This is a genomic window from Bradyrhizobium sp. 604_D8_N2_3 (assembly GCF_051810765.1).
GTDB lineage: Bacteria > Pseudomonadota > Alphaproteobacteria > Rhizobiales > Xanthobacteraceae > Bradyrhizobium > Bradyrhizobium barranii.
The window spans coordinates 3,488,593-3,514,641 of sequence record NZ_JBPWPM010000001.1; the positions used below are offsets into that span (position 1 = coordinate 3,488,593).

28 protein-coding genes are annotated in these 26,049 nt (G+C 64.9%); 14 read left to right on the top strand and 14 right to left on the bottom strand.

The window, feature by feature from the left end; genetic code table 11:
• Positions 1–32 precede the first annotated feature (32 nt).
• From AB7245_RS16485 to AB7245_RS16515, 7 genes are read left to right on the top strand one after another with little or no spacing between them, the layout of a single operon-like run.
• Positions 33–992, top strand: coding sequence for an ABC transporter substrate-binding protein (locus AB7245_RS16485; protein WP_085403194.1), 960 nt, complete (start codon positions 33–35; stop codon positions 990–992).
• 2 nt (positions 993–994) lie between these two features.
• Positions 995–1,750: an ABC transporter permease gene (locus AB7245_RS16490; protein ID WP_085403195.1), complete on the top strand. Its 756-nt coding sequence runs from the start codon at positions 995–997 to the stop codon at positions 1,748–1,750.
• Positions 1,729–2,535, top strand: coding sequence for an ABC transporter ATP-binding protein (locus AB7245_RS16495; RefSeq protein ID WP_041956016.1), 807 nt, complete (start codon positions 1,729–1,731; stop codon positions 2,533–2,535). The genes AB7245_RS16490 and AB7245_RS16495 overlap by 22 nt, the downstream gene beginning before the upstream one ends.
• A gap of 7 nt (positions 2,536–2,542) precedes the next feature.
• Complete coding sequence (locus AB7245_RS16500; protein ID WP_085403196.1) at positions 2,543–3,340, top strand: ABC transporter permease; 798 nt, start codon at positions 2,543–2,545, stop codon at positions 3,338–3,340.
• A gap of 9 nt (positions 3,341–3,349) precedes the next feature.
• A complete protein-coding gene (locus AB7245_RS16505) occupies positions 3,350–4,009 on the top strand; it encodes a polysaccharide deacetylase family protein (RefSeq protein WP_085403197.1) in 660 nt (219 codons plus the stop codon).
• A gap of 3 nt (positions 4,010–4,012) precedes the next feature.
• Positions 4,013–4,867, top strand: coding sequence for a fumarylacetoacetate hydrolase family protein (locus AB7245_RS16510; protein WP_085403198.1), 855 nt, complete (start codon positions 4,013–4,015; stop codon positions 4,865–4,867).
• A gap of 36 nt (positions 4,868–4,903) precedes the next feature.
• A complete protein-coding gene (locus tag AB7245_RS16515) occupies positions 4,904–5,947 on the top strand; it encodes a 5-methyltetrahydropteroyltriglutamate--homocysteine methyltransferase (RefSeq protein ID WP_201266222.1) in 1,044 nt (347 codons plus the stop codon).
• 91 nt (positions 5,948–6,038) lie between these two features.
• Here the strand turns inward: AB7245_RS16515 and AB7245_RS16520 are convergent, their stop codons facing one another.
• Positions 6,039–7,046 carry an alpha/beta fold hydrolase gene (locus AB7245_RS16520; protein ID WP_085403199.1) on the bottom strand — a complete coding sequence of 336 codons (1,008 nt, stop codon included), beginning with the start codon at positions 7,044–7,046 and terminating at the stop codon, positions 6,039–6,041.
• Between the two features lie 294 nt (positions 7,047–7,340).
• On the opposite strand from AB7245_RS16520, the gene AB7245_RS16525 reads away from it, so the two are divergent.
• Positions 7,341–8,204, top strand: coding sequence for an alpha/beta fold hydrolase (locus AB7245_RS16525; protein ID WP_085403200.1), 864 nt, complete (start codon positions 7,341–7,343; stop codon positions 8,202–8,204).
• 165 nt (positions 8,205–8,369) lie between these two features.
• On the opposite strand, the gene AB7245_RS16530 is transcribed toward AB7245_RS16525, so the two are convergent.
• Positions 8,370–9,128 (bottom strand): SDR family NAD(P)-dependent oxidoreductase, encoded by a 759-nt coding sequence (locus AB7245_RS16530; protein WP_439034439.1) that lies wholly within the window; start codon positions 9,126–9,128, stop codon positions 8,370–8,372.
• 167 nt (positions 9,129–9,295) lie between these two features.
• On the opposite strand from AB7245_RS16530, the gene AB7245_RS16535 reads away from it, so the two are divergent.
• From AB7245_RS16535 to AB7245_RS16560, 6 genes are read left to right on the top strand one after another with little or no spacing between them, the layout of a single operon-like run.
• Positions 9,296–10,555 carry an extracellular solute-binding protein gene (locus AB7245_RS16535; RefSeq protein WP_028155765.1) on the top strand — a complete coding sequence of 420 codons (1,260 nt, stop codon included), beginning with the start codon at positions 9,296–9,298 and terminating at the stop codon, positions 10,553–10,555.
• A 2-nt stretch (positions 10,556–10,557) separates the two neighbouring features.
• Positions 10,558–11,496: a carbohydrate ABC transporter permease gene (locus tag AB7245_RS16540; protein ID WP_085403201.1), complete on the top strand. Its 939-nt coding sequence runs from the start codon at positions 10,558–10,560 to the stop codon at positions 11,494–11,496.
• Positions 11,489–12,337, top strand: coding sequence for a carbohydrate ABC transporter permease (locus AB7245_RS16545; protein WP_085403202.1), 849 nt, complete (start codon positions 11,489–11,491; stop codon positions 12,335–12,337). The genes AB7245_RS16540 and AB7245_RS16545 overlap by 8 nt, the downstream gene beginning before the upstream one ends.
• Positions 12,338–12,359: 22 nt before the next feature.
• Positions 12,360–13,457, top strand: a complete 1,098-nt coding sequence (locus AB7245_RS16550; RefSeq protein WP_439034440.1) for a Gfo/Idh/MocA family protein — start codon at positions 12,360–12,362, stop codon at positions 13,455–13,457.
• Between the two features lie 10 nt (positions 13,458–13,467).
• Entirely contained in the window at positions 13,468–14,112 is a 645-nt protein-coding gene (locus AB7245_RS16555) for a ThuA domain-containing protein (RefSeq protein ID WP_014496439.1), read from the top strand.
• Positions 14,109–15,158, top strand: coding sequence for a LacI family DNA-binding transcriptional regulator (locus AB7245_RS16560; RefSeq protein ID WP_085403217.1), 1,050 nt, complete (start codon positions 14,109–14,111; stop codon positions 15,156–15,158). The genes AB7245_RS16555 and AB7245_RS16560 overlap by 4 nt, the downstream gene beginning before the upstream one ends.
• 71 nt (positions 15,159–15,229) lie before the next feature.
• On the opposite strand, the gene AB7245_RS16565 is transcribed toward AB7245_RS16560, so the two are convergent.
• The 12 genes from AB7245_RS16565 to AB7245_RS16620 are packed head-to-tail and all read right to left on the bottom strand — an operon-like array spanning position 15,230 to position 26,041.
• Positions 15,230–15,856 carry an FMN-dependent NADH-azoreductase gene (locus tag AB7245_RS16565; RefSeq protein ID WP_439035731.1) on the bottom strand — a complete coding sequence of 209 codons (627 nt, stop codon included), beginning with the start codon at positions 15,854–15,856 and terminating at the stop codon, positions 15,230–15,232.
• A 3-nt stretch (positions 15,857–15,859) separates the two neighbouring features.
• Positions 15,860–17,434: an isochorismatase family protein gene (locus tag AB7245_RS16570; protein WP_085403204.1), complete on the bottom strand. Its 1,575-nt coding sequence runs from the start codon at positions 17,432–17,434 to the stop codon at positions 15,860–15,862.
• A gap of 22 nt (positions 17,435–17,456) precedes the next feature.
• Complete coding sequence (locus AB7245_RS16575) at positions 17,457–18,305, bottom strand: N-acyl homoserine lactonase family protein (protein ID WP_028147221.1); 849 nt, start codon at positions 18,303–18,305, stop codon at positions 17,457–17,459.
• Positions 18,306–18,335: 30 nt separating this feature from the next.
• A complete protein-coding gene (locus AB7245_RS16580; protein ID WP_439034441.1) occupies positions 18,336–19,220 on the bottom strand; it encodes an amidohydrolase family protein in 885 nt (294 codons plus the stop codon).
• On the bottom strand, positions 19,217–20,338 hold the full coding sequence (locus AB7245_RS16585; RefSeq protein ID WP_085403206.1) for a vWA domain-containing protein: 1,122 nt from the start codon (positions 20,336–20,338) through the stop codon (positions 19,217–19,219). Before AB7245_RS16585 ends, AB7245_RS16580 begins: the two co-directional genes overlap by 4 nt.
• Positions 20,335–21,216, bottom strand: coding sequence for an AAA family ATPase (locus tag AB7245_RS16590; RefSeq protein ID WP_085403207.1), 882 nt, complete (start codon positions 21,214–21,216; stop codon positions 20,335–20,337). Before AB7245_RS16590 ends, AB7245_RS16585 begins: the two co-directional genes overlap by 4 nt.
• An 8-nt stretch (positions 21,217–21,224) precedes the next feature.
• Positions 21,225–22,247 (bottom strand): xanthine dehydrogenase family protein molybdopterin-binding subunit, encoded by a 1,023-nt coding sequence (locus tag AB7245_RS16595; RefSeq protein ID WP_014496431.1) that lies wholly within the window; start codon positions 22,245–22,247, stop codon positions 21,225–21,227.
• Positions 22,247–23,839 (bottom strand): xanthine dehydrogenase family protein molybdopterin-binding subunit, encoded by a 1,593-nt coding sequence (locus AB7245_RS16600; protein ID WP_354075006.1) that lies wholly within the window; start codon positions 23,837–23,839, stop codon positions 22,247–22,249. The genes AB7245_RS16595 and AB7245_RS16600 overlap by 1 nt, the downstream gene beginning before the upstream one ends.
• Positions 23,840–23,850: 11 nt before the next feature.
• Entirely contained in the window at positions 23,851–24,327 is a 477-nt protein-coding gene (locus AB7245_RS16605; RefSeq protein ID WP_038941740.1) for a (2Fe-2S)-binding protein, read from the bottom strand.
• A 6-nt stretch (positions 24,328–24,333) separates the two neighbouring features.
• Positions 24,334–25,152, bottom strand: coding sequence for an FAD binding domain-containing protein (locus tag AB7245_RS16610; protein WP_085400985.1), 819 nt, complete (start codon positions 25,150–25,152; stop codon positions 24,334–24,336).
• Positions 25,153–25,154: 2 nt separating this feature from the next.
• A complete protein-coding gene (locus tag AB7245_RS16615; RefSeq protein WP_063986523.1) occupies positions 25,155–25,598 on the bottom strand; it encodes an SRPBCC family protein in 444 nt (147 codons plus the stop codon).
• Positions 25,599–25,603: 5 nt separating this feature from the next.
• Positions 25,604–26,041 (bottom strand): SRPBCC family protein, encoded by a 438-nt coding sequence (locus tag AB7245_RS16620; protein WP_014496426.1) that lies wholly within the window; start codon positions 26,039–26,041, stop codon positions 25,604–25,606.
• Positions 26,042–26,049 lie beyond the last annotated feature (8 nt).

Below are 26,049 nucleotides of genomic sequence, written 5' to 3' on the forward strand. Positions count from 1 at the left end.
CACAAAAAACAGAGACCGGGAGGAAGCCAATAATGAAGATCAATCACGCGCTGATGTCGCTGATCGCCGCCGCTATTCTGGTGGGCCCTGCGAGCGCCGCCGACACCATCCGCGTCGGCCTGCCGACGAAAACCTATTGGCCGACCACGATCGCCGAGACGGCGGTGCGGCAGAAACTGTTCGAGAAGGAAGGCATCCAGGCTGAGCTCACGATCTACCGCAGCGGCGCGGAGACGTTCGAGGGCATGGCTGCGGGCGCGGCCGACATCATTCTCGATCCGCCGTCGCTGGTCTCCGCCGGACGCAAGAAGGGCGTCATGTCGCGGATCGTCGCCAATGCCGCGATGGGCAATTTCGGCTGGCAATTGATGGTCCCGACCAAGTCGACGCTCGACGTCAAGGACCTCAACGGCAAGAAGGTGGCGATCACCGCGGCCGGCTCCGGCTCCGACCTGCTCGCGCTGTGGACCATCCAGGACAAGAAGATCGATTTTACGCGCGTTCCCGTCGGCGGCGGCGGCTTGGTGCCGAACCTGCTTGCCGGCAATGTCGAGGCCGCCGTGGTCTATTCGCCACTGAGCTTCCAGATCTCGAAGTCAGGCGAGGCCAAGCCCATCCTCGATTACGCGACCGCGGTCCCGCCGAACCTCACTGCGGGCTGGATCGTGCTCGACAAATTCGCCGAGGCCAAGCCCCAGATGGTGCAGAAGGCGGTGAACGCCCTCTATGGTGCGGTCGCGTTCATGCGCGCCAACCGCGACGTCACCGTCAAGCTGATCGCTGAGCTCTATGAAATGCCGCCGGAGATCGCGGGCCTTGAGTACGACAACACGATCATGAAGCTCGAGACCAGCGGCGACATGGGCGCGGCCGACGTCAATGCGGCCGTGCAGCTCTCGCTCGACCTCGCCAAGCTCGGCGGACTCAAGGACATCGTGCCGGTCGAGGACGTGATCTCGGCCAAGTTCAAGCCCGTCCCGACCAAGCCGTAACGATGCAAAGCACGTTCGTCATCAACCTTGCGCGGATCGCGATCATCATCGCGGTCCTGGCGCTGTGGGAGGTGCTGTCGCGCACCGGCATCGTCAATCCGCGCCTGCTGCCGTCGGCGTCCGACACGTTTGCAACGCTCGGCGATCTGCTGCAGCGCGCGGCCGTGCAGAAGGATCTGATGGTGACCGCGACCGAGGTGCTTGCCGCGTTCGCGCTGGCCGTGCCCTTCGGTGCGGTGATCGGCTTTCTGGTCGCGGAGAACCGTTACTTTGCGGACGTGGCCAAGCCGCTCTTGTTCTTCGCCTTCAGCATCCCGAAGTCGATCTTCCTGCCGATGTTCATCCTGGTGTTCGGCGTCGGCTTTGCCCAGAAGGTGGGATTCGGCTTCTTCTCGACGATCTTCATCGTGATCATGTCGACCACGACGGCGGTGGAATCGGTCAAGGTCGAGCATCTGACGGTGGCGCGCTCCTATGGCGCAACGCCATGGCAGACGGCGTTCCGGGTTTATCTGCCGAGCATGCTGCCGGTCCTGCTGGAGGCGTTGCGGATCTCCATGATCTTCAACCTCACCGGCGTGATTTTGGCCGAAATGTACGCCTCGCGTGATGGCATCGGTCACCAGATCGCGACCTGGGGCGAGAACTTCCAGATGAAGCAGCTCCTCGCCGGCGTCGTGATGGTCGCCGCGATCGCCATGACCTTCAACGAACTTGTCAGATGGGTGGAAACGCGATGCAGCCATTGGCGAACGTGACCCCGTTGAAGCCCGCCGCGCGGGCCGGCGCGATCGAGGTGAAGAATGTCGGCCAGGTCTTCAAGACAAGGTCGCAGGACGTCGTCGCGCTGGAGGACGTCTCGCTCGAGGTCAAGCCTGGCCGCTTCGTCGTGCTGGTCGGCCCGAGCGGCTGCGGCAAGTCGACCCTTCTGATGATGATGGCGGGGCTGCGCCAGCAGACCTCAGGCACGATCACCATCAGCGGCGCGCCGATCCTTCAGCCCGACCCCGACAGGGTCGGCGTGGTGTTCCAGGAGGCGAGCTTGTTCCCGTGGCTGACGGCGGAGGACAATGTCGAGTTTCCGCTGGCGCTGCGGGGCGTGCCCAAGGCCGAGCGCCGTGCCAAGGCCCAGGATGCGCTCAAACTGGTCGGCCTCGACGGCTTCGGCAGGCGCCATCCGCATGAGCTCTCGGGCGGCATGAAGCAGCGTGTCTCGATCGCGCGCGGGCTGGTGCAGGACCCGCCGGTGCTGCTGATGGACGAGCCGTTCGCTGCCCTCGACGAGCAGACGCGCATGACCATGGGCGACGAGCTGCTGCGGATCTGGGCCGCGACCGGAAAGACGGTCGTTTTCGTCACGCACAGCCTCACCGAAGCCGTCTATCTCGCCGACGAGGTGATCGTGATGTCGGCGCGGCCCGGCCGCATCGTCGACCATCTCCAGGTCCAGCTGCCGCGGCCCCGCACCTACGAGATGCTGAGCGGCGACGCCTTCGGTGCGCTGCGCGACCGCATCTGGCGGCACATCCGCAAATCGGCGTGAGGCAGAGATGAGCGCCAAAACGCTGCGATATCTGATCGTGATCGGGCTGATTGCGCTGTGGGAGCTGCTGCCGCGCGCCGGGCTCATTCCCGAGCTGTTCCTGCCGTCGCTGTCGTCGACGCTGATCGCTGGATGGACCGATGCTGCCGAATACGGTCACGCGCTCGCAGTGACGCTCTACGAGGTCGTGGTCTCCATGGCATTCGCCTGCGGCGGCGGCATCCTGCTCGGCGCGATCGTCGGCAGCCTGCCGCGTCCGCGCGTCCTGATCATGCCGATGGTATCGAGCCTGTACGCGGTGCCGCTCGTGATCCTCTATCCCGTCTTCACGGTATGGCTCGGCATCGGCTCGGAGTCCAAGATCGCGTTCGCCTCGATCTATGGCTTCCTGCCGACGATGCTCGCCACCGCCGCCGGCATCCAGACCATCGATCCGCAGCTCCTGCTCGCGGCACGCAGCATGGGCGCGACGCTGAGCCAACGGTTGGTTCGCGTCATCATCCCGGCGGCGATTCCGACGGTGCTGTCGGGCCTGCGTGTCGGCGGTGCGCTGGTCATCGTCGGCGTCGTCGTCTCGGAGATGCTGATCTCATCGGCCGGCATCGGCTATCTGATCTCGCGCTACCGCACAATTCTCGATAGTCCGCACGTGTTCGCGGGCGTGCTGCTCGTGCTGTTCCTCGCCATCGCTTTCAATGCCGCGATCCGGTGGATCGAGCGCAAGGCGGCGATCTGGCAGACCGGTACGCGGGCCGGTCAGGCCAATGACGAGATCGCGTCGCGCGCGATGCAGCCGGCGACCTGAGGTACCAGCGTGTACGATTTGACCCTGACATTCGACAACGGCCCCGATCCCGATGTGACGCCGCGCGTGCTCGATGTTCTCGCCGGGCGCGGCATCAAGACCACCTTCTTCGTCATCGGCGAGAAGCTCGCTGACCCCGAGCGGCGCGGGCTTGCGGTGCGTGCGCACGGGGAGGGGCACTGGATCGGCAATCACACGTTTACGCACAGCATTCCGCTCGGTGAGCAGGCGGATCGCGAGACGGCAGAGAACGAAATCGGCCGAACTCAAAAAGCGATCTCCGATCTCGCGCATCCCCAGCGCTGGTTCCGGCCGTTCGGCGGCGGCGGCAATCTTGATGCGCGGCTGTTGAAATCCTCCGTCGTGGACTATCTCGCCCGCAACAAGCACAGCTGCGTGCTCTGGAATGCGATTCCGCGGGATTGGGACGACCCCGAGGGCTGGACCGGGCGCGCGCTCGACCAGTGCAGCCGGCAGTCCTGGACGCTGATGGTGCTGCACGATCTTCCGACCGGCGCGATGGACCATCTCGAGCGTTTCCTTGACGCTGCCGAGGCGGCCGGCGCCCGCTTCCGCCAGGACTTCCCGCCGCAATGTGTTCCGATCCGCAACGGCGAGATCGCGCTTCCGATCAACGACTATGTTTCCTCCATCGAAGAGAGTGTTTGACTGATGAAAGTTGCGAGCTTCACGAACGCCGGCACCGCGAGCTATGGCATCGTCACCGACAAGGGCGTCATCGATGCCGGCAAGCGCCTGAAGGCATATCCGACGCTGAAGGCGCTGCTTGCGAAGGGATCGCTCGACGAATTGAAGAAGTTGACCGTCGAGAAGCCCGATTACGCGCTGCAGGATGTCGCGCTGCTGCCGACGGTACCCGATCCCGACAAGATCTTCTGCATCGGCGTCAACTATGCCACGCATCTGGCCGAGAGCGGCCACCCGACGCCGGCGCATCCGATGATCTTCACCCGCTTCGCCAACAGCCAGGTCGGTCATGGCCAGCCGATGATCCGGCCGCTGGAGTCCGAGCGTTTCGATTACGAAGGCGAGATGGCCGTCATCATCGGCAAGGCCGGTCGCCGCATCTCGCGCGAAGCCGCGCTCAGCCATGTCGCCGGCTATGCCTGCTACAATGACGGCAGCATCCGCGACTGGCAGCGCCACACCTCGCAATTCGCGCCCGGCAAGAACTTTGCCGGCACCGGCGGCTTCGGGCCCTGGATGGTGACGACCGACGAATTGACCGACGTGACCAAGCAGACGCTCATCACGCGCCTCAATGGCGTCGAGGTGCAGAAGGCCCCGATCTCTGATCTCGTTTTCGACGTGCAGGCCTTGATTGCTTACTGCTCGACGTTCACCGAGCTTGCGCCCGGCGATGTCATCGTCACAGGCACGACCGGCGGCGTCGGCGCCTATCGCACGCCGCCGCTGTGGATGAAGGGCGGCGACGTCGTGGAGATCGAGATCTCCGGCATCGGCATCCTGCGCAATCCCGTCGAGGACGAGGGACGCGCGGCCTGATCGGCTGCACTCAACAACAAAAAGAAGGAGAATCCCATGCCCATGCCAACGCATATCCTGCCGACCACGGTGGTCGGCAGCTACCCGCAGCCGGAATGGCTGGTGAATCGCGCGATGCTGTCGAAGGTGGTGCCGCGCACGCGGTTGCACGACATGTGGCGGTTGCCGGCGGAGCATCTGGAAGAGGCGCAGGACGATGCGACCATCGTCGCGATCCGCGACATGGAGCGCGCCGGCATCGACATCGTGACCGATGGCGAAATCCGCCGCGAGAGCTACTCCAACCGCTTCGCCACCGCGCTCGACGGCATCGACGGCGACAATCCCGCGATGATCGTGGCGCGCACTGGCAACACCCAGACCCCGGTGCCGCGCGTCGTGGGTCCCGTGAAGCGCAAGGGACCGGTCGAGCTGCACGACATGCAGTTCCTGCGCAAGAACACCGACCGTGCTGCCAAGATCACGTTGCCGGGCCCGTTCACCATGAGCCAGCAGGCCAGGAACGAGTTCTACAAGGACGAGGAGGAGCTCGCGATGGCGCTGGCCGAGGCCGTCAACGCCGAGGCGCTCGATCTGCAGGAGGCTGGCGCCGACGTGATCCAGCTCGACGAGCCCTGGGTGCGCAACAATCCGGATCTTGCCAAGCGCTACGCCGTCAAGGCGATCAACCGCGCATTGCAGGGCATCACGGTGCCGACCGTCGTGCACCTCTGCTTCGGCTATGCGGCGGTCGTGCCGGGCTCGAACAAGCCGGCCGGCTATTCCTTCCTCGCCGAGCTCGACGACACCATTGCCGACCAGATCTCGATCGAGGCCGCGCAGCCGAAGCTCGACCTCGGCGTGCTCAAGGACCTGTCGTCGAAGAAGATCATGCTCGGCGTGCTCGACCTCGCGGATCCCGCGATCGAGAGCGTCGACACTGTTGCCGCCCGTATCCGCAACGGTTTGAAATACGTCTCGCCGGACCGCCTGGTCCCGGCGCCCGATTGCGGCATGAAGTACATGCCGCGCGCAACCGCGTTCGGAAAGCTGAAGGCGATGTGCGATGCGGCGGCCATGGTCCGGCGAGAGATCGGCTGAACAAAGCTGGGCCGGCGAGGATGGTTCGTTCGCCGGCCATCGCCTGGCTGTGGCCAGCCTGGTCGAAATCTGCGCGGGCGTCAGCTGCCGTTCAAGCTGACAGGAATTTGGTTAGAAGCTCCGTTGTGTCGGTAGGGTTTTCCTCAGGAAAGAAGTGACCGCCCTTGACGGCCCGACCTTGTACGTTGTCGGCCCACTTCTTCCAAATTCCCAATGCGCCGCCATTCTGCTCGTAGAATGTATCGAGTGGCCCGCCAGAAGCCCACAGGTGCAGCATAGGGCACTTAATGCGCCGGCCTTCCTTCTGGTCCGCCTTGTCGTGCTCGATATCCAGGGTTGCGGCCGCGCGGTACTCTTCGCAGATCGCATGCACCCGAGCCGGATCGCGGTAGGTTTCGATGTATTCCGCTTCCACTTCGGGGCCGAATGAGCCCTGGCCGAAGGGATTGTCGAATACCGCGTCCGGCGCACCGATCAGGTATTTTTCGGGAAGCGGTGCCTTCTGCGAGAGGAGGCTCCATGGCCAGTAGGTCATGGCGAACTTTGCGTCGGCGTGGCCCCAGGCTTCCGAGATCGGCAGCACGTCAAACACTGCGAGACGCTGCACCTTCTCCGGGTGATCGAGCGCAAGGCGGTAGGAAACGCGACCGCCGCGATCGTGTCCAACCAGATCGAATTTGGAAAAGCCAAGCTTATCCATCACGGCGACGAGCTCATTCGCCATCGCCCGCTTTGTATAGGGATAGTGATCCTCCGCAGAGGCGGGAACGCCGCTGCGGCCATATCCACGAAGATCGACGCAGATGACCGTGCGATTACCGGCGAGATGCGGCGCGACATGACGCCACATCAGGCTGGTTCGCGGAAATCCATGGACCATGAGCAGTGGGGATCCGCTCCCGTAGCGCCTGATGAAAATGGTGTTGTCGTCGGTCTTGATCTCCTTTGTCTCGAAGAGATCGGAAGCGTTCGAGGTGGAATTGTTTGGGGATTGGCCGGCCGCGCGTCGCGGTAGAAGCGCCGGTGATAGAGCGGCGCTCGATGCAGCGGTCATCACCTGGACGAAGGTGCGGCGCTCGATCTTTGTCTTTTCTGTCATCCCTGAGGTCCTTCGAGGTTCGCGCGACGCTCCTGGCAAACGCCCCCCTCAATGACGACGCGGTAAGACATGTTAGCACCTCCGTGGAAGCGCGCTTTCGCAGGATTAGCGTCACTGAACCGTTCGTGCTGATGATTTCGGTCATCCCGCTGGCGCGATGGGGCAGAGGCGGGAGCAGTCGGGAAGTGATCGTTGGAATGATCCTCCGCCTGTAACCAATGTGGTCGCGTCGCCGAATAGCGAGAGGGTAAGCGGAGGTGCGTCAACGCAAGCCGCCAGAGCAATGGAGGATCCATGTCCGACGAAATCAACCACGATCGCCGGCGTTTCGTTGGTGCTGCGGCAACGACAGTAGCTGCAGCACAATTCGGCGTAATCGCGCCGGCGGTTGCAGATCCCCGAGCGAGCAAGAAGGTCGCCCGCGACGTCAGCAGAAGATCGGAAGCAGCGGGGACGGACGCCACCGTCGTTCTCGTCCATGGCGCCTGGGCCGACGGTTCAAGCTGGGCGCACGTCATTACGCTACTGCAGTCCGAGGGACTGAAGACGATGGCGGCGCCGATCCCGCTCACATCGCTATCGGATGATGTTGCGGCGCTTGAGCGAGCGTTGGAGCGGACCGACGGGCCGGTTGTCCTTGTCGCACATGCCTATGCCGGCGCCGTGATTGGTGCGGTCACGCAGGAGAGAGTGCGGTCGCTGGTCTTCATTTCGGCTCTCTCTCCCGACGAAGGCGAAACAGTCGCGCAAATATTCTATCGCGACAAGCCGTCGCCGGAGGCGCCGAAACTCACCCCCGACAGTCATGGTTTCCTCTGGATGCCGAACGACCGGTTTGGCGCGGCCTGGTGCCAGCATGCCCGACCTGAGCAGGCTGCGCTCCTTGCTGCGATCCAGCGTCCCATTGCCGTCGCGGCAATCCAGGAAAAGGCTCTGAAAGCTGCATGGAAGGCAAAGCCGTCGTGGTACCTGGTCGCCGAGGAGGATCGAATGATCAATCCGGCGACACAGCTATTCCTGGCACGACGGATGGGTGCGCAGGTTCGCTCCGAGAAAGTCGATCATGCATCGCCGATCACCGCGCCGAAGCTGGTCGCCGGAATGATACGCGAGGCCGTCGCCAACGCAGGTCCGAACGCCACGCAGCAACACGGCTGAACTATCGCTATCGGTGCGATATGGTTGAAAGTGCCATTGGCATCTTTTCCAATAGGCTTCGCGACCTCGGCTTGTGCAAACAACTGGACGGAGTCACCAGCTGAATCTTAGTCAGCGGGGGGACCAGGTTCGAGCTCTGGTCCCGCCCACGACCCACAAAGCATCTCACACCCAGCCGCCATCCACGACGTAGTGCTGAGCGGTGCAGGCGGAGGCCTCGTCGGACGCGAGGAACAGGGTGAATTTCGCGACCTCGTCCGGTACCAGCCGACGCTTCAGGCACTGTCGCTGCTGCAGTTCGATCTCGCCCGCCGGCGTCATCCATTTCTCGAGCTGGCGCTCGGTCATGATCCAGCCCGGCGCGATCGCGTTCACGCGGATGTTGTAGGGACCGTAATCGCGCGCGAGGGAGCGCGTCAGGCCGACCACGCCCGACTTGCTGGCCGTGTACGCGGCCATGCCGCCTTGACCGGCCATCCACGACACCGAGCCGAAATTGATGATGGCGCCGGCATTCGCCGCCTTCATGTCCGGCAGCACGGCTTGGGCGGCGAAGAACTGGTGCTTCAGGTTCACCGCGATGCGGTCGTCCCAGTATTCCGGCGTCATCTCCTCGGTTTTGTGCCGTCCGTCATGTGCGGCATTGTTGACGAGGATATTGATCGCGCCGTGTGCTTTGCGCGCCTCGGCGACGCCGGCGCGCAACGCGGCGATGTCAGTCAGGTCGACGCGCTGGAAATGCGCAGCCAGACCCTGATCCGACAGCTCGCGTGCGAGGCGTTCGCCCTCGTCGGCCTTGATGTCGAAGAACACGACATTGGATTTCTGCTGCGCGAAGCGCCGCACGATCGCAGCCCCAATCCCCGATGCGCCACCGGTGACGAGAACGACCTTGCCGGCAAGGTCGGAATAAACGGCGGCCATGGGCACCTCTCAAGTTGCGTTGCGGGCGGTGCGAGGCGCCGCCCAGTTGTCCCGCCAACCTTAGCCATTCCCCGCGTGAGGTGTATAGATCAGAATTTTAGTTGCGTACCTCAAAAATCGAAGGCAGGATTGCAGCCAAAGAATAAGAGCCGGTTGGGAGGAATGTGATGAGACTGCTCGGGAAGCTGGGACTCGCCGCCGCCGCATGCCTGCTTTGGGCCAACTCCGCCGCGGCCGACACGACGGTCAAGTGGTTGCACATCGAAGCCAATCCGGCCCAGGTGAAGATCTGGGAGGAGGTTGCGCGCGCCTATGAGGCGTCGCATCCCGGCACCAAGATCGAGATGCAGTTCCTCGAGAACGAGGCCTACAAGGCCAAGCTGCCGACCATCCTGCAATCCAAGGACCGGCCGAACATCATCTACAGCTGGGCCGGCGGCGTCCTGAAGACGCAGATCGAGGCCGGCGTCCTCGACGACATCACCGATCAGGTGAAGGGGTACAGCGACAGCCTTACGCCGGCAGCGCTCGCCGCCTTCACGGCCAACGGCCGCGTTTACGGTCTTCCGACCGCGCTGTCGCAGGTCGGCTTCCTCTGCAACAAGGAGCTGATGGCGAAGGCGAAGGTCGATCCCGCAGGGATCAAGAGCTGGGACGACCTGCTTGCAGCGGTGAAAACGTTGAAAGCCGCCGGCGTGACCCCGATCGTGGTCGGCGGGGCCGACAAATGGCCGCTGCACTTCTATTGGACGCATCTTGCAGTGCGCGTCGGCGGCAAGCCGGCCTTCGACGCGGCGCTGCGCGGCGAGAACGGCGGCTTCGCCGGCGAAACCTTCCAGAAATCCGGCGAGCTGTTCAAGCAACTCGTCGATCTCCAGCCGTTCCAGAATGGCTTCCTCGGCTTCAAGAATCCGCAGGCGGTCGGCTATTTCGGCGATGGCAAGGCGGCGATGACGCTCGCCATCAGCACGGTCTATCATTTGCAGCGCGCACTTGCCGCCGACAAGGTCGGATTGAGCGAAGACAAGATCTGCTGGTTCGACTTCCCGGTCGTGGCGGGCGGCAAGGGCGCGCCAACCGATACGCTCGGCGGCATCACCGGCTGGCTGATCACCAAGGGCTCGCCGAAGGAGGCCGTCGATTTCCTGAAATACTTCGTCTCCAGGGATGTGCAGACGCGGCTTGCTGCGGGCAACTTCATCATCCCGGTGGTGCAGGGCGCGGATGCCGGTCTCAACAACGCCTTCATGAAGCTGATCGCGGCCAATCTGGCGAAGTCGAACTACCACCAGAACTTCTATGACCAGAGCCTCGGCCCCTCGGTTGGCCGCGTCGTCAACGACGTCACCGCCGAGATCGCCGGCGGCAGCATGAGCCCGCAAGACGCGGCCAAGGCGATCGAGGCGGCGTGGAAGCAGGGTAACTGACGGTGGCACGCCGGGCCGCGAGCGTGTCGGCGATGGACGTTGCCGGTGAGCTCCCGCAGGTCGCCGAGCGCGGCCCGAGCTGGGACGGCAGGCTGACGGTCCTGATCCTGTTCCTGCCGCCGGCGCTGCTGTTGTTCACGCTGTTCGTGGTGCTGCCGATCGGCGAGGCGGCCTGGTACTCGACCTTCAACTGGAACGGGTTCGGCAGGCCGACCAACTGGATCGGCTTCGACAATTACCGCTTCGTGTTGGAGACACGCGCCTTCTGGCTCGCGCTGCGCAACAACGGGCTGATCATCGCTGTTTCGCTCGCCATCCAGCTGCCGCTTGCGCTCACGCTGGCCTTGATGCTCGCCGAACGCTTTCGCGGGGCGGTGGCGCTGCGCATGCTGTTCTTCATGCCTTATATCCTGGCCGAGATCGCGACCGGACTGATCTTCAGCTTCGTCTATGACGGCGATTACGGCCTTGTCGCCTCGATCTGGCGCAGCTTCGGCGCCGAGCCCCCGCATCTGCTGGCCTCGACCGATACGGCAATGCTGGCCGTGCTGATCGTCGTCGTCTGGAAGTACTTCGGTTTCCACATGATGCTGTTCATCGCGGCGCTCCAGGGCCTCGACAAGAGCCTGATCGAGGCCGCGCGCATCGATGGCGCGACGCGTTCGCAAGCCCTGCGACACGTGGTCATCCCCTTGCTCTATCCGACGATTCGGCTCTCGGTGTTCTTCGCCATCGTCGGCTCGTTGCAGCTGTTCGACCTCGTCATGCCGCTGACGCGCGGGGGGCCTGCGGACTCCTCGAACACGCTGGTGAGCTTCCTCTACAACAACGGCATCTCCCGCATGCGGGTCGGATATGGCAGCGCCATCGGTGTCATTCTGTTCACGATCTGCGTGACCTTTGCCTTCACCTACAAGCGATGGTTCATGCGTGATGAGTAGCACCGAGACCAATCGTACGCCGTTCGATCCTGCCGTGCTGTTCAAGGCGGTGTTCCTCGCCGTCGTTGCCGTCTTCGTGCTGGTGCCGCTGCTCGCGACCTTGCTCGGCGGCTTCAAATCGCTCGGCGAACTGCGCGTCAATCCGTTCGGCCTGCCACGTCACTGGGAGTGGCAGAACTATGCCGACATCCTGTTCTCCGCGCGCTACTGGCAGCTCTTGCGCAACTCGCTGATCATCTCGACGCTCACGGTGACCCTGACCCTGATCGTCGCCTCGATGGCGGCGTTCACCTTCGCCCATGTCAGGTTCTACGGCTCATCGATGCTGCTGAGCTACCTGACGCTCGGCCTGCTGTTTCCGGCCGCGACCGCGGTGCTGCCGCTGTTCATCAAGGTGCGCGATCTCGGGCTGCTCGATACCTATTTTGGCGTGGCACTGCCGCAGGTGGCCTTCAGCCTCGCGATGAGCGTGCTGCTGCTGCGGCGTTTCTTCAAGGATATCCCCTATGAACTGCTCGAGGCCGCGCTGGTCGACGGCTGTAGCTATATCAAATTCTTCCGCTATGTGACGCTGCCGTTGTCGCGGCCGATCCTGGCGACCGTCGGGACCATCACTTTCGTCAACAGCTGGAACGCCTATCTGTTGCCGCTGGTGATGCTCAACACCGATGCGCTCTATCCCTGGCCGCTCGGCATCATGGTTTATCAGGGCGAGTATTCGTCCGAGTGGCACCTGATCCTGGCCTTCATCACGCTGACCATCCTGCCCACCATCATTCTGTTTCTTCTGGCGCAGAAGCACATCGTCGCCGGCCTCACCGCAGGCGCGGTCAAGGGATGAACGATACCTTACGGAGATCACAATGAGAAAAGTCGGCATCGGAATCATCGGCTGCGGCAATATCAGCACCGCCTATCTGAAGGCGGCCCAGCGCTTTCCAGTCATGGAAATCAAGGCGCTCGCCGATATGCGCAGCGATGCTGCAGAGCGGCAGGGCGCCGCCTTCGGGCTGCCGGCGATGCGGGTCGATCAACTGCTCAAGCGAGAGGATGTCGAGATCGTCATCAATCTCACGGTGCCGCTCGCCCACACCGACGTCAGCCTCGCGGTGCTGAATGCCGGCAAGCACGTTCATTCCGAGAAACCGCTCGGCATCGACGTCGCAGAAGCCCGCAAGGTGATGGATCTCGCCGCGCAGAAGGACCTTCGCGTCGGCTGCGCGCCCGATACGTTCCTTGGCGGTGGGCACCAGACCGCGCGCAAGCTGATCGACGATGGCGCGATAGGCACGCCGGTCGCGGGCAGCGTCTTCTTCGGCTGCCCTGGCCATGAGCGCTGGCACCCATCGCCGGGCTTCTATTACCTTCGCGGCGGAGGGCCGATGCTCGACATGGGGCCGTATTACATCACGGATCTCGTGCAGCTGCTTGGCCCGGTCGCGAGCGTGATGGGCTCGACCGCGCGTCCGAAATCCGAGCGGTTGGTCACCAGCCAGCCGATGAAAGGCACCCTTATCCCGGTCGAGGTTTCGACCCATGTCGCCGGCACGCTCGAATTCGAGTGCGGGGCGGTCGTCTCGATCGCGATGAGCTTCGACGTGCCGAAGCACCGGCACGCGCCGATCGAGATCTATGGCGACAAGGGCAGCATGTTGGTGCCGGACCCGAACCGGTTCGGCGGCGAGGTGCAGGTCGCGAAGACTGGCGGTGAATGGGAGCCGGTGCCGCTGACCCACGGTCATGTCGATGGCGAGTTTCGTTCCATCGGTGTCGCCGACATGGCCTCCGCGATCCTGAACAACCGTCCGCATCGCGCCAGCGGCGCGCTCGCTTTCCATGTGCTCGAGGTGATGGAGGCGTTCCAGACCTCCGCCGACGAAGGACGCCGCGTCAAGATCGGGAGCTGCGTCGAGCGGCCGGCAATGCTGCCGGCCGGACGTGAAACCGGACAGATCGACTGAGGGAATGACCATGCGCAAGGCAATGATTGTATGGGGCGGCTGGCCGGGACACGATCCCGATCTCTGCGCCTCGATGATCCGCGGCTGGCTGAAGGCGGAAGGCTTTGAGGTCCGGGTCGAGACCACGACGGCGGCGTTCGCCGATCCCGCGATCCACGATCTGTCGCTGATCATCCCGATCTATACCATGTCGAAGATCGAGAAGGCGGAAGCGCTCAATCTCTGCGCGGCCGTGCGTGGCGGTGTCGGGCTGGCCGGGCATCATGGCGGCATGTGCGATGCGTTCCGCGAGTCCGTCGACTACCAGTTCCTGTGCGGCGGGCAGTGGGTCGCGCATCCCGGCAACATCATCGACTACAAGGTCGACTTGACGAAGCCGGATGACCCCATCATGAAGGGGCTGAAGAGTTTCGAGCATCGTTCCGAGCAGTACTACATGCATGTCGACCCCGCCAACGAGGTGCTGGCGACGACGACCTTCACGGGCGAGCACGCGCCCTGGATCGACGGCGTGGTGATGCCTGTGGTCTGGAAGAAGCGATACGGCGCGGGCAGGGTGTTCTACTCCTCGCTCGGTCACCGCGCTTACGAGCTCGACGTACCGGAGATTCGAACGTTGATGACCCGTGGCATGCTGTGGGCCGCGCGGGAATGACAGCCGGTGCGACGCAGCCGGCGGTTCGCGCCACGCTGGAGGACGTCGCGCGTGCGGCGGGCGTTTCGCTCGCCACCGTCGACCGCGTCGTCAACCGGCGCGAGGGCGTGCGCGCCAAGACCGTCGCACGTGTCGAGGCCGCGGTGGCAAAACTCGGCTATCGGGGCGACGTCGCGGCCGCGCGGCTCGCCCGCGGGCAGACGTTCCGCTTCGCCTTCGTGCTACCGAGCGGCAGCAACAGCTTCATGACCAACCTGGCCGAGCAGGTCCAACGCACCGCGGACTGGCTCGCCGGCCACCGCGGCTTCATCGATATCCTCCATGTCGACGTGTTCGATCCGGATGTGCTCGCCGGTGCGCTGGAAAACCTGTCGCCGGCCTATCAGGGCGTCGCCGTCATCGCGCTCGACCATCCCAGGGTGCGCGCCGCGATTGACGAGCTCGCCGCGCGCGGGGTCGCCGTGGTGACCCTTGTGTCGGACGCGCCGAGCTCGCGGCGGCTGCATTATGTCGGTATCGACAACCCGGCCGCGGGGCGAACTGCGGCAACGCTGATGGGGCGTTTCCTCGCCGGCCGCGAGGGAAAGGTTGCCGTGATCGCGGGTTCGTTGTCGCTGCGCGATCACACCGAGCGGCAGTTCGGCTTCCACCAGATCCTGTCCAGCGAGTATCCGAACCTGCTCGCGCTGCCGGTGATCGAAGGCCGCGACGACAGCGAGCGCACCCGGGAGCTCACGGTCGCACTGCTGGCGCGCCACGCCGATCTCCGCGGCATCTACTGCTGCGGCGCCGGGAACCGCGGCATCGCCAATGCGCTGGAGGCCTCGGGCCGCGCGCGCGAAGTGGTCTGGATCGCGCACGAGCTGACCCAGTACACGCGGCGTTTCCTGGTCCGCGGCACGCTCGATGCCATCATCAACCAGGATCCCGGTCACGAGGCGCGGTCTGCGGCGCGAGTTCTGCTCGCGCATTGTTCGGGTGAGCCGATCAGCCCCGACCAGGAGCGCATCCGCATCGATATTTTTCTGCGGGACAACCTGCCGTGATTCGCGTACGCGGGTGATGCGCAGCTTGCTTCGATAGGTGTCGCGAAGCGCCGGAGCGTCCTCAACAATGCTCAGAAGTTCGCTGCCATTGCGGCGAGGTGCTGATGGGCTCTTTCGCGGGCAGCCTCGATGGGCTGTTGCGGTCCGGTGGTTGGCCCGATCGGTACGAAACGGACATTGCTGATACCGATAAAGCGCAAAATTTCCCGCAGGTAAGGCGTTGCCATGTCGATGCGCCCGCGGTTCATTCCGGTGGCGAAATCGCTGCCACTGGCGAGGATCACCGTGGTTGGCCGGTCCGTCAGCAGCGGGACATATCCCAGGGAGGGATCGAACCGAAAGGTGAGCCCGGGCTGGACGATGATATCGAACCATTGCTTGAGCTTGTAGGGAATGCTGAAGTTCCACATGGGCGTCGAGATCAGCACCCGATCGGCCAGTGAAACGCGCAGCGCCATCCGCTCGGCCTCCGCAAAGCTGTCGCGTTGCGCGTCGTTGAAGGCCTGCGCCTTCATGCGCGCATATTTGGCCTCGACGATGGGACCTGCGAATTCCGGCAGCCGCTCGCGCCAGAGATCCACGACGTCAATATCCCAGTCCGGACGGGCCTGCCGAAACCCGTCAAGAAACACGCGCGCGCCGGCGCTCGACTCGGAGTCGGCACGGGGCGAGCAGGAGAGGTGCAAAAGCTTTGCCACCACTCATCCCAGCGCTTTGATGACGGCATCCGCCCGGGTGACGACGGCGACGTTCTGCATGGCAAAGTTGATCGAGGCGGAGTGCCAGTCGGCATTCATGGTCGAGCAGCAATCTTCCGGCACGATCATGAAATAGCCCTTGTCGGCGCCGGTGCGTGCGGTGTGCTCGACCGACATGTTGGTCCATGCGCCGGTGTTGATGATCATATCGCGGCCGGTGGCTTTCAGGATCGTCTCCAGCCGGGTGCCCTCCCAGGCGCTCATCCGCATCTTCTCGACGACGAAATCGCCGGGCCGTGGCTCGAGGCCGGAGACCGGGGCGGCGCCCCAGCTGCCGCGCACCATCGCCTTGCTGTCGACGAGGCCCTCGAACAGCGGTGCGTTCAGCGTCACGCCGGGCGCGCCGGGCTCGACCACGAACCAGACATGGATGATGGCGACGCCGCGCGCGCGAGCTGTCTCCGCCAAGCGCCGGACGTTCTCGACCACATGCTGTTGCTTCGCATGACCCGGTGCGCCTGACTCGGCGAATGCGCCGCCATCCATGATGACATCGTTCTGAAGATCCTGGATGATCATGGCGCAGCGGCTCGGATCGAGCCGCATCTCGCCGTCGGCGAGGATGGGCGCCGCAGCCGCGGGGCCGGCGCTTGCGCCGCCGCTGCCGCGTTTGCCGCTCATATAGGGCTCGTGGCGCGGCCCGGCCTTGGTCGGGATCGCATAGACCGAATGCGTCGACGTCAGATAGAGCGTGCGGAAATCCGGGCCACCCCAGGCAAGGTTGGCGACGAGCTCGGGCACGCGGACTTTTCCGAGCAGCTCACCGCGCGGTGAATAGACCCAGACGCCGCCGGGCGCGGTGACCCAGACATTGCCATGCTGGTCGCACTTCATGCCGTCGGGCAGGCCCGGCTCCAGCTCGGAGCGGATGCCGCTTGCAAACGCGCGTGCGTTCGACAGCGAGCCGTCGCCGTTGACGTCGAATACGCGGATCAGCGCCTGCACGGTGTCGTTGACATAGAGCAGTTTCTCGTCAGGCGAGAAGCACAGCCCGTTCGGCTGGTCGAACAAATTGCGGTCCACCACGAGCGTTGGCTCGCCGCCGGGCATGACGCGATAGACGCCCTGGAAGCCGAGCTGGCGCGGCCGCTCGACACCATAGACCGGCATGCGGCCATACCAGGGATCGGAGAAATAGATGGCACCGGAGGAGTGCACGCAGACGTCGTTGGGGCTGTTGAGCTCCTGTCCCTGGAAGTGCGAGGCCAGCACTTCGCGGCGCCCGTCCGGTCGCTCACGGATCAGCGACGAGGTCGCGTGCTCGCAGACGACCAGATTGAGCTCGGCATCATAGGTCATGCCATTGCATTTGTTCGACGGGCGCTTGACCTCCGCGACGCCGCGCCGCGAATCCCAGCGCCGCCGCACGTCGCCCGGCATGTCCGAGAACAGGAGATAATGATCGACCGGATGCCAGATCGGCCCTTCCGTGAAGTCAAAACCTGTTCCAACCTGCGCGACCGGCGCGTAGGGGTCGATCAGGCTCTCGAATTCGGAGCGCAAGGTGACATGCGTCATCGGTCGATATCCTCAGGTCACGTCAGGCAGGGAACCAGTTCCGCGCGGGCAGCGACTGCACGATCGGGCCGGGGACCTGGTCGTGCAGGCGTCCGACGACCATGCCGCCCTCGATCTTGGCCGGCCTGTCGTGCACCGGCAGCAGATAGCGCGAATTGCTCAGGAGCTTCTTGATCGACGCCTTCTCGGCCCGCTTACTGGTGCCGTGGTTTCCCGTCGTCCGCGGCTCCCAGTCGTGAATCTCGTTGAAGGGCGTGACGATCTGGTCGTTGAAGTCGTAGATCACGTCGCCGCAGATCGTCGCGATCCCGTCGGCAGTCTCGACGATGACGTTCATCGATCCCTCGGTATGTGCATTGGCCGCATCGCAATAGACGCCGGGCATCAGCTCGATAGGACCTGTGATCTCGAGGTCGAGGAAGCGCAGCGCACTCTTGGTGTGCAGTCGGTCGATGAGATGCTTGATGTCGGGCGCCGGATATTGCGGATGCATCAAGCCGGAGACGGAATATTCGAGTTCTTTCCGATTGAGGACGACGGTCGTGTTCATCGGAAACAGATCGTCCTTGCCGGCGTGGTCGATGTGCAGATGGGTGTGGCAGACGAAGCGGACGTCGCCCATGCGCACGCCGTGGCGGGCGAGCTGGTTCTCGATCATGTGCTCGTGGTATTGCAGGCCGCGCATCCCGAGCGTTTCCATGATCTGGTTGGAACGGTAACCGGTATCGACCACGACCGGATATTTGCCGCCGAGGATCAGAAAGCCGAGGGTGAGGACGCGGCGAGTGCGGCCGCAGTCGCGGCCGAGGACTAGAAAGCTCGATTCCAGCTCGATATCGCCATAGTCCAGGATCTTGATCTCCAGCGCCATTCGTTTCCCTCCCTGTTCTGTTCTTGTCTGTCAAAGCCGGTAGACGCGCGTTGCCGTCGTCCTGAAAATTGCGTCCTGCTGCTGGGTCGTCAGCTTCGCGGCCGCGGCACGAAAGGCGTCGACGAGCTCCCGATAGCTGGTCCACAATTTCTCGATCGGAAAATTGGAGCCAAACAGGCAGCGCTCCGCGCCGAAAATCGCGACGGTATCGGTAAGGACGGCCGCGATATGCGCGGGATCGTTGCGGTGGATGAAGGTGCCGAGCCCGGAGAGTTTTGAGACCACGTTCGGACAGACCGCGAGCCGGGCCATCCCGACGCGCCAGGCGGCCCGGCCCGCCGGCGAGAGGTCTTCCAGCATGCCGGCATGCTGGAGGATGAAGGTCACCCGGGGGCAGGACTCGGCGAGTTGCGCTGCATCCGGCATCTGCGGCGTGAAGACCTGGAGATCAAAGCTCCAGCCGTAGTCGGCCAGGTGCGCGATGTTGCGGCGGACCATGGGATCGACGCAGAGATCGGGCTTGGCCGCGAAGCGATAGAGCGGATTGTCGTGCCAGTGCAGCTGCATCCGCACGCCGCGCACGAGCGGATAGCGCTTCAGGCGATCGAGTTGCGGGCGAACGTCGTCGACGGCGAAATCTGCGTAGGCGACGATGGCATGCGGCCAGCCGTGCTCGTCGGCGGTCTGCTGGACCCAGGCGGTTTCATCCTCGAAGCGGTCGTTGGCCCAGTTGGTCTGGACATAGACCGAACGGGTGACGCCGGTGCCCTTGAGGTCGTCGAGATATTCCCGGATCGGATAATCGCGACGGATCGGCTCGTAGGGTCCAAAGATGCGCGGCTGCATCGGGCCGGTCAGCCAGGGCAGGTCGGCCTGTCGCCAGATGTGATGATGGCCGTCGACAATGTCGCTCACGCCGCTTTCCTCCGTCCCAACGTCAGAATGTGCGCGACAATCGACGCGCTTGAACCGCCATCCACGAGATCATCGACGAAGCGCTGGATGGCCACCAGCGCCTCGGTCTGCGGGCGGAAATCCGGGCCCGTCGCGAGCGGCGTCAGCCAGCTCACGCGCCAGGCGCGCCGCGACAGCTTTGCGACAGCGTCGCGCAACGCGTCGGGTTCGCCGCGTTCCAGCCCGTCCGACACGATGACGACGGCCGCGCCTCGCGCGTAACCGCCGAACCGCGGTACCGCGAGGAAGGCTTGCAGCGCGTCGCCGATGCGGGTGCCGCCATCCCAGTCGCTGACGAGGTGCGCCGCCGCGCTCAGCGCTTGCTCGCGACGCTTGAGGCGCAATGGGCGGGTGACGCGGGTCAGCCGCGTGCCGAAGGTGAAGACCTCGACATTTGGCGCGGCCTGCACCAGCGTATGCGCGAGCTTCATGTTCTCCTCGGTGCGCGTCTTCATCGAGCCGGAGACGTCGATCAGCAGCAGGAGCTTTCGCCGGCGCTGGCGCCGCTTCAGGTGCCCGAGCCGCAGGATCTCACCGTCGCTCCGCACGCTGTCGCGCAAGGTTCGGCGAAGGTCGGCAAACGGCCCGCGGCGGGCGCGCATGCGCCGGTGGCCGCGCCGCTGCGGCAGGCGCCGCGGGGCCTCGCGCGCCAGGCGGCGGAGCGCGTCGGTGGTGGAGAGCTGGGCGAAGCGGCGCTCCACCAGCGCCTCGGAGCGCGTCGCAGCGAGGCCGGATTCGTTGGCTTCGTCGGAGAACAGGGGGGCCTGTTCGCCGCGGCCCTCTTCCTGGAGCCGGACAGTTTCGTCGTCGTCGCCGTCATCGACATGCTCGATGGCTTCGCTGCCGCGGAAGTGCAGGTCGAACAGCCGGTCGAAGGTCGTGCGGCGCTCGGGTGGCGGGGCGAGCGTGGCCAGCGCCGCTTGCCTGATGTCGTTGAGGTCGCGCGGCCCGAGCAGCTCGATCGCGGCGAGATAGGAGGTGGTCTGCTCGGGCGCGACGGCAAAGCCGTTGGCGCGCAGCAGCGCGGCGAAGGAGACGAAGATGCGGGCGGCGCGCGGAAGCTCCGGCTCGGTGCTCATGCGGTTGCCTCCGCGAGCATGACGTCGAGCCGGGGTGAGATGAAATGCAGGTCTTCCTCGTCTTTCAGCGCCACGCCGATCGAGCGTTTGAAGGCGTCGGGCCAGCGCGCACCGCCCTTGTGAAGGAGCGTCGCCGCTTCAGCCCAGTCGACGGCTTCCGCGATGCCTGGTGCCTTGCTGAGCGGCTCGCGGCGCAATTTGCCGACGGCCGCGACGACGGCCCGCGCTGTCGCCTCGGCGACGCTGGAGGCCCGCAGCATCACGATACGCGCCTCCCGCTCTTCAGTGGGATAGTCGATCCAGTGATAGACACAGCGGCGGCGCAGGGCTTCGTGCAGGTCGCGCGTCCGGTTCGATGTCAGCACGACGACAGGACGTTCGGCCGCGCGCACCGTGCCGCGTTCCGGGATCGAGATCTGGAAGTCCGAGAGAAACTCGAGCAGGAACGCCTCAAACTCCTGGTCGGCGCGGTCGATCTCATCGATCAGCAGCACGGTGGAGTCGGGTGCGCGAAGCGTCGCCAGCATCGGCCGCTCAATCAGAAACGTTTCGCCATAGATGTCGATGCTCTCGTCGCCAGCCTGGCGGATCGCGAGCATCTGGCGTGGATAGTTCCACTCGTAGAGCGCGGCCGAGGCGTCGATGCCCTCGTAGCATTGCAGGCGGATGAGGCGACGGCCGAGGACGGCGGCGATGGCTTTCGCGGCCTCGGTCTTGCCGACGCCGGGGGCGCCTTCGAGCAGGAGCGGTTTGCCGAGGGCAAGGCCGAGATAGGCCGCGGTCGCGAGCCCTTCATCGGCGAGGTAATAGGCTGCCCGAAGCGCCTTCTCCAGCGCTTCGGGGGTGTCGATGCCGACGATGTTGCTGCGGACTGCCATGGCCAGTCTCAGCGTCGCGCCTGTGGCCGCGCGCCGCCCTGGGTCTTGATCGCGCGCAGCACCTTTTCCGGCGTAATCGGCAGATCGTCGATGCGTACGCCGACGGCGTTGAAAATCGCATTCGCGACAGCCGGCAGCACGGGATTGGCGCACATTTCGCCCGGTCCTTTGGCGCCGAACGGGCCATCTGGCGCGGGGCGCTCCAGCACGGCGATATCGTGCGGGCAAATGTCGCCCGGGCCCGGCATCAGATATTCGACGAAGTCGCGGGGGCCGTGAACAGGGTCGGGATAGTGAGGCTCCGTCGTCTCGTAGAGCGCGTGGCTGATGCCCATCCAGGCGCCGCCGACGAGCTGCTGCTCGACCAGGCGCGGATTGAGCGCGCGGCCGAGCTCATAGGCGGAGTCCATGCGGACCATCGCGACTTCACCGGTCTCGTCGTCGACCTCGACTTCCGCCACGAGACAGGCATGGGCGTAGCAGGTCGCCGGCGACATCTCGCCGGTTTCGGGGTCGACGTTGGACAGGGGCACGAGGAATATGCCGCGGCCGGAGATGGTCTTGCCCTGCTTGAACTGGGCGGCGATGGCGACGTCCTTGGTCGAGATCGAGCGATGCGGCGCACCCTTGACGTGGATGTTGCCGCGTCCGTCGGTTTCGAGATCGGCGGCGTTGACCTCGAGCTCCTCGGCGGCCGCCTCCATCATCACGCCGCGTGCCTCGCGCGCCGCGGCCATCACGGCATTGCCGACGCGATGGGTGCCGCGCGAGGCGAAGGAGCCCATGCAATGCGGACCGGTGTCGGAATCCGCGGTATCGACATAGACGTCCTCGACGGGAACGCCCAGCGTCTCCGCGCAGATCTGCCGCGTCACCGACTTCATGCCCTGGCCGAGGTCGATCGACGACAGCGCCACCGTGAACTTGCCGCTCGGGTTGGAATGAACCAACGCCTGGCTGGGATCGCCGCCGAGATTCATGCCGATGGGATAGTTGATCGACGCCATGCCGCGTCCGCGATGCCGGGTCATCAGCGCCTCCTGGTGCCGAACACGGAGGAGAAGCGGGGCGCGCCGTGCGAGGGCGCGGCCGGCCGCGGTGGAGGGGGCGGCGGCGCAGGGGGCGGCGGCTCGCGCGGTGGTTCGCGGGTGACGGCGGGCGGGAGCCGGTCATAGCTGGTGCGCTGCTGGACTGGCGCGGCCGGCCGGCTGCGCGAATCCGTCGGGGTCGGCGGGATCACGGCGCGGCTGCCGCCGCCGTCCTTGCGCGACGAAGCTCGCTTGAACTCCTCGCGGATGGGCCATTTCGCCTTCTCGGCGGCGACCTGGACGCATTCGATCAGCGCGGTGTTCTTGGCTTCGCGCCGATGCGCCTTCATGTCGCCGTCGCGATAGGCATTGAGGATCCGGAACTCCATCGGGTCCATGCCGACGAGGTTTGCCAGCTTGTCCATCTGGCACTCGATCGCAAAATCCATCGCGGTGACGCCGAAACCGCGCATCGCCGTCGCGGGCGTCCGGTTGGTGAAGACGCAATAGACGTCGCCATAGACATTGGGGATAGTGTATGGCCCGGGCAGATGCGCGGCACATTTCACGGCGGCGTAGCTGGAAAGCCTCGTATAGGCGCCGCTGTCGAAATAGGCGCGGATTTTTCGCGCGATGACACGGCCATCCCGCATCACGCCGTCCTTGATGTAGATGCGCTCGGCCCCGCGGGGCGGGCCGTATTGCATCTCCTCCTCGCGTCCGAACACGTAGCGGACGGGCCGCCCGGTCAGCATCGCGCCCAGGATCGCGAGCGGCTCGGTCAACGTATCCACCTTGCCGCCAAAGCCGCCGCCGACCGTGCCGCCGATGAAGTGAAAGGTGTTGGAAGGCAGGTCCAGGATCTTGGCGCAGGTGTCGACCGAGAAGAACAGTGCCTGCGTCGAGGTGTAGACGACGTAGCGGCCGTTGGTGTCGGGCGCGGCGATCGCGCCATTGGTTTCGGTCGGCGCGTGCTCGATCGGAGACATCTGGTAGCGCTGTTCGAGCACGTGGTCGGCGGTCGCGAGCGCGGCGTCGGCATCGCCGAAGCGCAGCTTCTGGTGATCATGGACGTCGTGATAGATGAAGGCGTTCTTCGGATAGGTCTCGTTGACGACAGGCGCCCCGGCCTTGAGCGCGTCCTCGACGTCGAGCACGACCGGCAGCGGCTCGTAGTCGATCCGCACCTTTGCGATCGCCTCGAACGCCTCGCGCTCGCTGTCCGCGACGATGGCGACGACCGGTTCGCCCTTGTAGCGGACCTTGTCCGCCGCCAGCGTAGGCTCGTCGTCCTTGCCGAAGTTGATGAGGCTGAGAAGCGTGTTGAGATTGCGCGGCACGTCGGCGCCGCGGATGATCCGGCGTACGCCGGACGAGCGTTCGGCTTCCGTGGTGTCGATATGGCGCAACCGCGCGTGGGCCTGCGTCGAGCGGACCACCTTCAGATGCAGCATGCCCTGAAGCTTGTGGTCGTTGAAATAGCTCGACGTGCCCGTGACATGGCCGAGCATGTCCTGGCGCTGCGTGCCCTTGCCGATCTCATTGAGATTGTCGTCGCGCTCGTCGGCGAAAATGTCCTTGCGCAGTTCCAGCATGACAAGATCCTTTAGGCACTGGCCCGGCCGCCCGAAGCGGCGAGGATGGCATCGATGATGGGTTCGTAGCCGGTGCAGCGGCAGATGTTGCCGGAGATCGCCTCGACGACCTCGGCGCGGCTAGGCTGCGGATTGCGATCGAGCAGCGCCTTTGCCGCCATCAGCATGCCCGGCGTGCAATAGCCGCATTGGGCGGCAAAATTGTCGGCGAAGGCACGCTGGAGCGGATGCAGGTTCGGGCCCTGCTTGAGGCCGTCGAGCGTCTCCACCGATCGGCCGGCGACGGTTTCCGCCAGCGTCAGGCATGACAGGTGCAACTCGCCGTCGATCAGCACACTGCAGGTGCCGCAGCCGCCCTGGCCGCAGCCGAATTTCGGCGTCATATCGCCGATCAGTTCGCGCAGAGCGACCAGCAGGTTGGTGCCGCCATCGACGAAGATCGCGACGTCGCGGCCGTTATGACGAAATTGCAGGGCGGTCTTGGCCATGACGAGCTATTCCTGACCCGAGAGGAGACGGCGCAGATGGACGCCGGCGATCTCGCGGCGATACCAGGCGCTGCCGAGCGCGTTGTCGAAGGGGGAGGTGCCCTCGGTGACGGCGGACGCCGCAGCAGCGATGGTCGCGGCATCCAGCGAACGTCCCTCGAGCACACGCTCGGCGGCGCGTGCCCGAATCTGGGTCGGCGCCATCGAGCCCAGCGCGATCCGTGCCCCGGCGATCCGTCCGCCACTGATCGGCAGATGGGCTGCGAGCGTAATGACGGAGCCGCCCTTTGGCTTGATACGGGCGACCTTGTGGTAGCGGAAGGCGTCCGCGCTCGCCGGCCGTGCGCAGGACACCGAGAGCACCAGCGTGCCGGCTTGCCGCTCGCGCGACTGCAAGAACTCTTCGATGGCGATGTCGCGCGTGCCAAAGCCGCCCTGCACGGCGACGGTGGCATCGAGCGCAAGCAGCGCCACCGTGAAGTCGCCATAGGGACTTGGCGCGAACAGGTTGCCCCCGACCGTGCCCATGTTGCGCACCGCAGGTCCGCCGATCGAGCGGGCAGGGGCGTGCAGGAAGCCGAGGTCGCGCTCGGCGAGGATTTTTGCGAAGGTGATGCCGGCCCCCAGCGTCACACGCGGGCCCGACGCGTCGATCCGGGTCAGGGCCTGGTCGCTGGCGCGGATGACGGTCGAGACAGAGACGTCACCCTCGTTCAGCGCCCGCATCACCAGCGTGCCGCCGCCAAGATAGCGTGCGCCGCGATCTGCCGACAGCGCGCCGGCCGCTTCGCTGGTGCTGGCAAAAGTCTTCACTGTCACGGCCATTGCTATGCCGCCTCCTTCAGGTGCCGGCGGATCGCCTCGAAGCCGGCTTGATAGATGTCTTCCGCGACCATGTGGACGATGCGATCGCGGTCCTCCGGCCTGGTGCTGAAGCGCGACTCCCAGTGCCAGAAGGTGCGATCGCCGTCGGTCACCGGCAGCAGGCGGACATGCGCCACGTAGTTGAACATCGGCACCGGCGTATCGAGCAGGCAATAGCTGAAGGTCTGCTCGAGATCGGAGAGCGCCAGCAATTGCTCGCGCAGCTCCGATCCGTCCTGCAGCTTGAAGCGCCTGACACAGCCAATTTTGTCAGGGGAGTGCGCGCGCTCGATCGTGGAGGTCGCGACCGCCGGATGCCAGCGATCGTGTCCGTTGAAATCGCGCAGCACGTCCCACACCGCATCGGTCGGCGCATCCAGGATCGTGCTCTTGACGATATGCGGCACGGAGCTCACCCTCCGAACTGGCGCTTGAGGGCGTCGAAGCCGCCCTGGAACACGCCGCCGCCGATATTGCCGACGAGCTCCGCTTCCCGTTCGGGTGCGCAGTCGAACTCGGCGGTCCATTCCATGAAGGTCTGGTCGCCGTCGGTGACCGGCGTCAGCCGCAACGTCGCGACGTAGTTCTCGACGCCCATGGGGGATTCCAGGATCGAATAGGTGCAGAACATGTCGTAGTCGGAAAGGCCGAGCAGCTTCTCGCGGATGCGGTCGCCGTTGCGCAGGCGAAAATCCCTGACACAGCCGATCTTGTCCGAGGGCTCGCCGCCCTCGATCCGGCTTTCCGCGATCGCGGGATGCCAGTTCGGCATGCCATTGAAATCGCGCACCCGCGCCCAGACGCGATCGTTGCGCGCATTGACGACGGTTGAGACATAGACGCGGGCCATGATGTGAC